Genomic DNA, 8533 nt, shown 5'->3' with positions numbered 1-8533 from the left:
TTTCAGTTGTTACAATAATCTTATTCAATAATATAGCCTTAGCTAAGCGCTATTACGGCTCAATGTTCTCTCTCGTAGTAGGTGTAACCTTGCATACTCGAGTTAAAGGTTTTGATCATCTGCTGACGCTCTCGTGCTGTAATTCGTCCTTCTTTTACCGCTCTCTCAGCCGTATTTCGGTAGTTGAGCATCATATTTTTAGGTTGATACTCTACATAGCTGAGTACGTCAGATATGGTGTCTCCATGAATTTCTTTAACGAAATCAAAGCTGCCATCAGCGTTCAGACGCACGCTGACGACATTAGTATCGCCAAACAAGTTATGCAGATCACCTAAGGTTTCCTGATAAGCGCCGACCAGAAACACCCCCAAGTAATACTCTTCACCTTCTTTAATCGGGTGTAATGGGAGTGTTTTTGCTGTGCCGAATTCGTTGATAAATTTATCAATTTTTCCATCGCAGTCACAGGTTATATCCGCCAGCACTGCCTGACGTGTTGGCGTCTCATGCAGCCTGTGAATTGGCATAATCGGAAACAGTTGATCAATCGCCCATATGTCTGGCAGCGATTGAAATAGGCTAAAGTTTCCATAGTAGATATCTGCCAACGATAGCTTAAGGTCTTCCAGGTCTGGTGGCGTTTTATCCATTGTATCTAACAGGTCTGCGATACAATGAAGAACATCGAGAAATAAGTTTTCTGCGATTGATCGCTCTCTTAATGAGAGCTGCCCACGCTTGAATAAAGCACGCACTTCATCACGATAAAAATGCGCATCGTTATAACACTCCTGTACTCGCCGTGGCGATAGGTAGTCTTTTATCTCACGAATCTTTGTGAGTAGTTGATGCTCCTCAGGCGATGGTTCGGGCAGACTGATTGGTTCAAAAATATTGGTATCTAGAATATTGAACAGCAGAATTGAAGAGTAAGCGACAGTTGCTCGCCCAGATTCCGTGACAATCGTTGGGTGAGGAATATTATGGTCGTCCAAGGTTTGCTTGAGAGTATCGACAATATCTTCACAATATTCTTCAAGCGTGTAGTTACGACTTTTATCGTCATTGCTTTGTGCGCCGGTATAATCAACCGCTAAGCCACCACCCAAATCTATATGGGTTAATTCTGCACCCTCACTCATTAGGTCAGTAAAATAGCGGCAGGCTTCTACGACACCACTTCGAATATCATGAATGCTGGGGATTTGTGAACCTAAGTGGCAGTGCAATAATTCGAGGCAGTGCAGCATGTTCTCTTGCTTTAGCTTATCAACCACATCGATAAGTTGTGTGCTAGTTAGACCAAACACACTGCGATCACCGCTCGTTGAATTCCAATGCCCACTGACTTGAGAGGTCATTTTCACCCGCACACCAATGTGGGGTTGAATGTTCATTTGGCGGCTCAATCTTATAATAATGGGCAGCTCGGTTAAGGTTTCAATCACAAAAAAGCATAGGAAGCCCAGTTTGGTTGCTTGTAAACCAAGCTCAATAAACTCTTCATCTTTATAGCCGTTACAGATAATCAAACTGCCCGGCTCTTCAAGTGTCGATAGCGCAGCAATCATTTCAGGTTTACTGCCGACTTCAAGGCCATGCTTGAAACGAGCACCAAAACTGGCAATCTCTTCAACAACCTGCGCTTGTTGATTTACCTTGATCGGATAAACACCCCGATAAGGTGATTGATAGTTTAACTTTTCTATCGCCTCAGCAAAGGCATCATTTAGGCGCTTAATTTGAGCATCTAGAATATTTTCGACTCGCAACAAAACCGGCATCTGAAGGTCCCGATCGATCATTCCTTCTACAATGTTCATCAAAGGAATAGAGACATTCAAGGTTTTCGCCGTGACACAGCCTTCATCAGAAACTCCGAAGTAGTCATTACCCCAGTGATCTATACCGTACCGGTCGATGTTCTGCTTAATTTTACTCGGTTTATCTTGTTGCTGATCCAATACTAGCTCCTGAATCGTTGTTATCGTTTGATGCGAAGAAGTCGACTTACTCGCTTTCAATAGTTGGTAGCTGTCTCTTCCACTTAAGCTTCTTCTCTATCGAAGATATAACCATGCCAGCGATATCTTTACGTGTCGCTGTCTCAATGCCTTCAAGACCTGGGGAAGAATTCACCTCAAGCAATAACGGACCGGAATCAGACCGTATAATATCAACGCCAGCAACCTGAAGACCTAATACTTTAGCAGCCTTCACTGCTAATGCTCTTTCTTCTTTGGTTATTTTTACGATTGACGCCGACCCGCCTTGATGGATATTCGCTCTGAACTCACCAGGGGCTGCTGAGCGCTCTATTGAAGCAACAACTTTTCCATCAATAACAAAACATCGTAAATCTTTGCCATTTGCCTCTTTAATAAATTTTTGCACAAGCAAGTTAGCCCTCAAAGACTTGAAGGCGTTGATAACACTTTCTGCTGCTTTTTTTGTTTCGGCCAGAACGACACCTCGCCCCTGTGTGCCTTCAAGAAGTTTCACGATCAAGGGTGCGCCGCCCACCATTTCAATGAGGTCATTTGTGTCTATTGGTGAGTTAGCAAAACCAGTCGTTGGAATATTGATGCCACTCTTGAGCATGAGTTGCAAAGAGAACAGTTTGTCTCTGGACTGTGAAATTGCAGCTGAGGAGTTCGTTGTATAGATCCCCATGCTTTCAAATTGGCGAGCTAATGCGGTTCCGTAAAATGTCACGCTAGGTCTTATTCTTGTAATGACAGCATCCAAATCATTAAGTATCGTTCCTCCGCGATAATGCGCTTCAGGTTCCAGTGCATCCAGTTTCATATAGCATTGCTTAACATTGAGGAAAACCATTTCATGGCCTCGCTCTTCGCCAGCCTCCAGTAATCTCTGGTTGCTATACAGCTCTTCATTGCTTGCGAGCAGGGCGATCTTAAGACCACTCTTTTCAGGTTCCTTTTTTCCATAATATCCATCGATTGTTTCTTGTGAAATTGCACCCATCAAGTCTTCTTGTTCAGGGTCAACAAGCATCCGGCCTACCATAGCTTCTCTCCCAAGAAGCATTCTGAAACCCATGGAGTCTCTATTAGCAAGCGTTAACTCTACTTCCCAAATCATTTCACCAATTTTTAGTGGCGCTTGCACAACAAAACGGGTTTCTGAGACGCCACTAGAGCTTTTAACAACTCGCTTGTCTATGATCGGGCGCTCACACCTGATAACTGTACGGCGATTATTCTGAAGCGGGTGCACTTCAAAACTCACCCATGCAGCCCCATCTCTACGAAATTGCTGAATGTTGAAAGCATGAATAGACGATGTTTTTGCCCCCGAATCCACACGCGCTTTTATGGCCGGGATTCCTAGCTCGGGAAATGCGCACCACTCCTCGCTACCAATGACTACTTTGTTATCGCTTGGTGACATAGGTGACTCCGGTGTGCGAATAGGTTGAATATAAAAGACGTATAGCGTTACTGGTGAGGGAACGGAATCACTAATCAGTGGATTCAGTTTCCTCAGGGTCGCATGTTTGCCAAATACCATCACTATCTTGATAGGAGCCGTATTGAGCGCATTGCTCTTCTTTAGTTTGAGGTTCTTCTGCGAGAGAAAAGTTCGGAATCAACATAGGTATGACCAAGGCCAGAACAGCGATGAACTTATTCATATTCATGTTCATAATTTCCTGATAAATAAAAATTATCGATTAGTAAATTAGATCCCCTTATTGAGAAGGCCTAATCGCTTAAGTTGCTGTCATCATCATAAGATGAAAAATCTACTGATGAAGAAGGCTGGGCGCCCATAGAAATGTGTAAGCGCTGCCTTTGATTGCTTACTTCTAAGAAGCGTTTCCACGCTCTTTCATGAATGCTAGAGGCCTCTTTTTTCCCCATAAAAACGGATACAAACTCTTTCTCTTCATCACACCTAGGCTTTAGCTCTCCGCCATAGAGAGCCTTGTATGACTTACCATAATCTTCGAGTAATTGTGCTTGTTCTTTAGTAAAGTGGCCGCTTCTTGCTATTCCTTTTGGAAAATGCTCTATAGCCCAAAATTTACCCGTTGTGTGGAATGCTTGTTTATTAGCCATATTTTTGCCTAATATAATCTAACCATCTTATTTCGCGCGATTATGCTTTCAATCGATTTATGCTGTAAAATGAACTTTTTTTCTAATTACGATAAATATTTTTAATCGATATGAATACAGATCTTCTGCGCACTTTTATGGAAGTTTCCAAGACTCGACACTTCGGGAAAGCAGCAGAAAATCTTTGCTTAACCCAATCTGCTGTAAGCTTTCGAATTAAGCAGCTGGAAGAAAGTGTTGGAATGAGTTTGTTTACGCGCGAGCGTAATAACATACTATTAACCCCCTCGGGCGAACGTTTATTACCCCATGCTGAAAATGTACTCACATCGTGGCAGTCAGCACTACAGGATGTAGGTGCGGCTGGCCAGCTGGATATGCAGATCGCTTTGGGCAGCACCTCAAACCTCTGGGACACTTTTCTACAGTCACTTTTACCAAAAGTGGTCGATACCTTTGACGGTTTAAACATTCGGACTGAAATTAGCAGTCCTCAAGATTTGACGAGGGCCTTGTTAGGTGGACGTATCGATATAGCTGTTTTACTAGACCCGCCAAGTGTTACGGAATTAGTTCTCACTAAAATTGGCAAGGTCGAGTTAATGTTTGTATCTGACCAAAACTGGGCTGCAACTGAAGAGCTTGCCAAAACTAAACATATTTTTGTTGACTGGGGAACATCTGTAAATGTCCTTCAAGCTCGCCTCTTCAATCAACCACACACACCGATTCTACATACAGGACAAACTCATATAGCCTTGGAATTTCTAATGACATACGGTGGGGTAGCTTTATTACCAAAGGTACTCGTTGAACAGTTTGTTCAATCTAAGCAGTTATTCCCTATTCACGGTGCCGAGTCATTTGTAAGGGAAGTTTATGCTGTTCATAGTGATGCGTCGCAAAAACAAGATATCGTTTCATCCGTAGTTGATTTGCTAAAAGAAGAAGATCTAAAGCCAGCGTTTGTGTGATCTGAGCACCCAATGGAAAAATTCACCTTTAAATTAATTAACCAGTACGAGGGGCGTAGAAAGCTCGTAAGCAGACATTACCGAGCGCCATAAGAATAAGCGACCTTGTATGGCGATAATTTTAATTACAGTCTAATATTCATTTAATGGATGCTTTATAAATAATAACCCATACCTTTCTAATTCTGCGGATACTTGATGTTTTTAAAAGAATCTACTGTAACTCTTTGGCTTTCAAAGCTTGCTAGCGGAGAAGTGACAGAAACAAATGCCCCAGCATGGCTGTTACCGTTCGTAAAAAACGAGTCTGACGCCGATCTTCTTAAAATCGCCGACAAGACAGTTGATTCGGCAAAAGTGGTATCAAGGTTTGGACGTGAAGGTTTACAGCTAAACAGCCGGTTAGATGAGGTTGTATCCGAATCGATTCAACTAGCGAGCGCTATCGAAGAAATGTCTGCTACCGCGCAAGAAATAGAGTCACTTGGTCAACAGGTACTTGAGCGTGCCCAGCATACATGCGATGAGGCTGGTAGAGGCAGTGACGCCCTTAGTTTACTTGTTCAAAAACTAGACTCAATTGAATCATCTATCAAAGATGTTGGGCGTAATGCCGAAACTTTTGTTGAACAAACTAAAAGTATCATTCAGTTGACGACTACTGTTAATGAAATCGCTGATCAGACGAATTTACTCGCGTTAAACGCTGCTATTGAAGCCGCACGAGCAGGAGAGTTTGGACGCGGATTTTCCGTAGTCGCCGATGAAGTGCGTGGACTCGCTCACCGCAGTGCTGAAGCAGCGAGTGAAATTCAATCTATTGTGAGCGGTGTAGTAAATGGAGCTAATGATGTAGAACGCATCGTAGGAGAAACTATTGGTGTACTAGAAGACTCTCATCAAGACCGAAAACAGTTAGTTCAAACAATTTCTGATGCTCAAACCGCTGCTACAGAAAATGTTGATGCAACAGCTCAAATTGCCTCAGCAGCAACAGAGCAAGCTTCCGTAGCACAAGATATGGCAAGAGGTGTGCAAAATACCGCTGATGGCATTAATGAATCATTCACCATTTTCAAAGATATGTATAAAAATGTCGAATATCTACGTGACCTGCAAGTAGAGTGTTTGAGCTACTTTGATGTAAGCAACGATGATGTACTGCTTCGCATGGCCAAGAGTGACCATATTGTGTGGGTAGATAAGGTTATCCGTTTTGCATTATTTGGACAAAACAGCGTACAAGAGAGTGAGCTAAAAGATCATACCCAATGTCGCCTTGGGAAATACCTAATGTCTGATAAAGGACAGCAGCTAAGTTCCAAGAGTCGCTTCAAAGAGCTTTATGAAGATGTTCATCCGAAAGTACACGCTAAGGGCATAGAAATCTATAAGGTCGCACGAGCAGGCGCTGAACCATTATCTCTGCAGGGTGCAGTTGAAGAGCTTATTGGCTTATCAGATAGCGTATTGGATATTCTTAATGAATTTATCCAGCACCGTTAGAATTTCTTAGACCTTGCAATATTACCTCTGTTTCAGAAGGTGAAAAACAGCCCGCCAATATGAGGCTTGTGGCGCTTCGAAATGCTTGCTTTAGATCTCGCCGGCAATGCTAGGTTTAGGTCTGCTTTCAAAAGCAAAAAAAGTGGCGTATTAATCATAGCAACAAATTTAGCGACGCTAAGCTTCATCTATTTTTTTGCACAACTGCAAATTCAAAGCTTAGCTAAAGCACTATTTCTCTAGCTTCAAAAGCACCCTGCGATTCAGCTCTTGCGCCTGAGCCGAGTCTTCTTTTCTGGCTGGTCTAGAGTCACCATAGCCTTTAGCACTGATACGAGCTTCTGCGACTCCCTCAGAAATAAAGAAGTCCATTAAGGTTTCCGCGCGTCTTTCGCTTAGTTCCTGCTCGGAGGTGATTTCGCCATACAAGGATGCATAGCCATTTGTGTGAACCTCAATAACAATTGGCTTTGCTTGCTTTCGAAGCTCTGGTAGCAAGCTATCCAAAATAGACGCCCCTGAACGAGCCAAGTCATAAGACCCTGCATTAAAAAGAACACGAGAACTAAGTTGCAAGCTTAGGTAGGGTTCAGAATCTTCTATTTGAACATGCTGTTTTAAGTTTCCTGTATTGATAAGCGTGGCGAGTACTGAAGCATCAAGTTCGCCACCCTCTTGGCCAATACCGGTCAAATCCATCAGTTCATCAGTGAACACAGACAAATCAGCAGGCTTCTCAACAGGCGCCAAAACAGGTGCCTGCACTGAGCGAAACGTTAAATACAGCAATAAGCCCAGCGCTAGCATGAGCAGGAATAAATCAACAAATATGGAAGAGTTCGAGCCTTGCTCAGACACACCTTCACTTGATTGAAACTTAGCAAGTCGAAGTTTTTCAGACCAAGAGCTTGCGTCCTTCTTCTGAGCCTTCTCTGCGAAGCCATCGACTTTAGATAACATGGCCTTGAAATTATCAGCAGGACGCCTATGGCGTAAGTCTGAATAATTATCTGAGCGATTTAATGCACTACTCATTTACGTTTCTCAAGCAGTAGAAGTTTATTAAGCAGAGCGCTGAAGCCCAAATTTCACTAACATTGGCTTCTTCGAAGCTCGCTTTGGCTTTTTAGTGGTTTGCTGATTAGCTGATAATGCGTTCATGCTTTCGATGTAAGTCATCAAGGTCTCGCGAATCACCGCAGGCGTCCGACGCTCGTGAATCAGAACAATACCTTCTGCAAGCAAGGTAATATGCTGAACCTCTTTTAATCGACGCTGCTCCAGCCTTTCAGCAATCGGTTTGAATACAAAGCTCGCCAGGATTAAACCATAAAAGGTACTAACCAAGGCAAAACCCATAAGGCTTGCCGCCTCAGAAACGGCTCTGCCCTGCTCCAAGATAAAAGCTATATTGAGCAAGGCCAGCACGGTACCGGCAATACCAAAAGTCGGTGCAAGATTCGCCAGGGTGCGGAAGATGCCTATATAGCGCCCTTCATTTAAATTTACCTGGCTAATCTGCCAATTGAGAAGTGAAAGAATATCGTCGCTTGGCTGGCGATCCCTGATCATCTGCAGCCCCTTTTTCAAAAAAGGTTTATCCAGTTTTGATAAATCCCGGTCGATCAGGGTGTATTGGTTTCTAAACCAAAGCTGAGCAAAATGAAGAATGATATTGGCTTCGTTTGCCACGTCAGAGTGCTCGGCTTTATTTCTTGGAAAAGCTTGTCGAAATGCGGCAAGGCAATCGTCAAATGAGTGACTCAAGACAGCCCCGGTAAACGTTCCCAAAACCACAAGCAACAAACCTGGAAGGTTCAAAAACTTTAAAGGTTCAAGGCTTGATAAGGCCAGCACCAGAACAAAGGCAGCCAACAGTAATAAAACAAGAGTGCGGCCCGTTAGCTTCTGCCGGGAAAGAGCTTTAAAAGACATGAGATTATTCCATCAATAAATATTTCTAAT

Annotated in this window: 8 protein-coding genes and 1 pseudogene; 2 read left to right on the top strand and 7 right to left on the bottom strand. The window is 43.2% G+C overall.

Annotation, left to right across the window (positions count from 1 at the left end; all coding sequences use genetic code 11):
• Positions 1–59: 59 nt before the first annotated feature.
• The 5 genes and pseudogenes from speA to maoP all read right to left on the bottom strand — a co-directional run bounded on the left by speA (position 60) and on the right by maoP (position 4088).
• Entirely contained in the window at positions 60–1967 is a 1908-nt protein-coding gene (gene speA, locus A3761_RS07880) for a biosynthetic arginine decarboxylase (RefSeq protein WP_068634295.1), read from the bottom strand.
• Between the two features lie 46 nt (positions 1968–2013).
• The gene (gene rimK / locus A3761_RS07875; RefSeq protein ID WP_197470084.1) at positions 2014–2991 is read right to left on the bottom strand and encodes a 30S ribosomal protein S6--L-glutamate ligase; all 978 of its coding nucleotides are present in this window, start codon (positions 2989–2991) and stop codon (positions 2014–2016) included.
• 18 nt (positions 2992–3009) lie between these two features.
• Positions 3010–3417 (bottom strand): annotated as a pseudogene (locus tag A3761_RS27410) (ATP-dependent zinc protease); the annotation flags it as partial.
• A gap of 70 nt (positions 3418–3487) precedes the next feature.
• Positions 3488–3667, bottom strand: a complete 180-nt coding sequence (locus tag A3761_RS07870; protein WP_068508871.1) for a hypothetical protein — start codon at positions 3665–3667, stop codon at positions 3488–3490.
• Between the two features lie 64 nt (positions 3668–3731).
• Positions 3732–4088 (bottom strand): DUF413 domain-containing protein, encoded by a 357-nt coding sequence (gene maoP / locus A3761_RS07865; protein ID WP_068508873.1) that lies wholly within the window; start codon positions 4086–4088, stop codon positions 3732–3734.
• Positions 4089–4198: 110 nt separating this feature from the next.
• Between maoP and A3761_RS07860 the strand changes: the two genes are divergently transcribed.
• Both A3761_RS07860 and A3761_RS07855 read left to right on the top strand, forming a co-directional pair.
• Positions 4199–5062 carry a LysR family transcriptional regulator gene (locus A3761_RS07860; protein WP_068508875.1) on the top strand — a complete coding sequence of 288 codons (864 nt, stop codon included), beginning with the start codon at positions 4199–4201 and terminating at the stop codon, positions 5060–5062.
• A 198-nt stretch (positions 5063–5260) separates the two neighbouring features.
• A complete protein-coding gene (locus A3761_RS07855) occupies positions 5261–6568 on the top strand; it encodes a methyl-accepting chemotaxis protein (protein WP_082865343.1) in 1308 nt (435 codons plus the stop codon).
• Positions 6569–6799: 231 nt separating this feature from the next.
• Here A3761_RS07855 and A3761_RS07850 read toward each other — a convergent pair whose 3' ends face one another.
• Both A3761_RS07850 and A3761_RS07845 read right to left on the bottom strand, forming a co-directional pair.
• Positions 6800–7603, bottom strand: coding sequence for an OmpA family protein (locus tag A3761_RS07850; RefSeq protein ID WP_068508878.1), 804 nt, complete (start codon positions 7601–7603; stop codon positions 6800–6802).
• Positions 7604–7630: 27 nt separating this feature from the next.
• Positions 7631–8503 carry a motility protein A gene (locus A3761_RS07845; protein WP_068508880.1) on the bottom strand — a complete coding sequence of 291 codons (873 nt, stop codon included), beginning with the start codon at positions 8501–8503 and terminating at the stop codon, positions 7631–7633.
• Positions 8504–8533 lie beyond the last annotated feature (30 nt).

The organism is Oleiphilus sp. HI0123, from assembly GCF_001635315.1.
Note: the sequence above shows the minus strand (reverse complement) of the source record. Positions and strands in the feature narration are given on the sequence as shown.

Coding starts and splice junctions, on each gene's coding strand:
- rimK (WP_197470084.1), bottom strand. CDS start 2,991: ATGGGTGCAATTTCACAAGAAACAATCGATGGATATTATGGAAAAAAG.
- A3761_RS07870 (WP_068508871.1), bottom strand. CDS start 3,667: ATGAATATGAATAAGTTCATCGCTGTTCTGGCCTTGGTCATACCTATG.
- maoP (WP_068508873.1), bottom strand. CDS start 4,088: ATGGCTAATAAACAAGCATTCCACACAACGGGTAAATTTTGGGCTATA.
- A3761_RS07860 (WP_068508875.1), top strand. CDS start 4,199: ATGAATACAGATCTTCTGCGCACTTTTATGGAAGTTTCCAAGACTCGA.
- A3761_RS07855 (WP_082865343.1), top strand. CDS start 5,261: ATGTTTTTAAAAGAATCTACTGTAACTCTTTGGCTTTCAAAGCTTGCT.
- A3761_RS07850 (WP_068508878.1), bottom strand. CDS start 7,603: ATGAGTAGTGCATTAAATCGCTCAGATAATTATTCAGACTTACGCCAT.
- A3761_RS07845 (WP_068508880.1), bottom strand. CDS start 8,503: ATGTCTTTTAAAGCTCTTTCCCGGCAGAAGCTAACGGGCCGCACTCTT.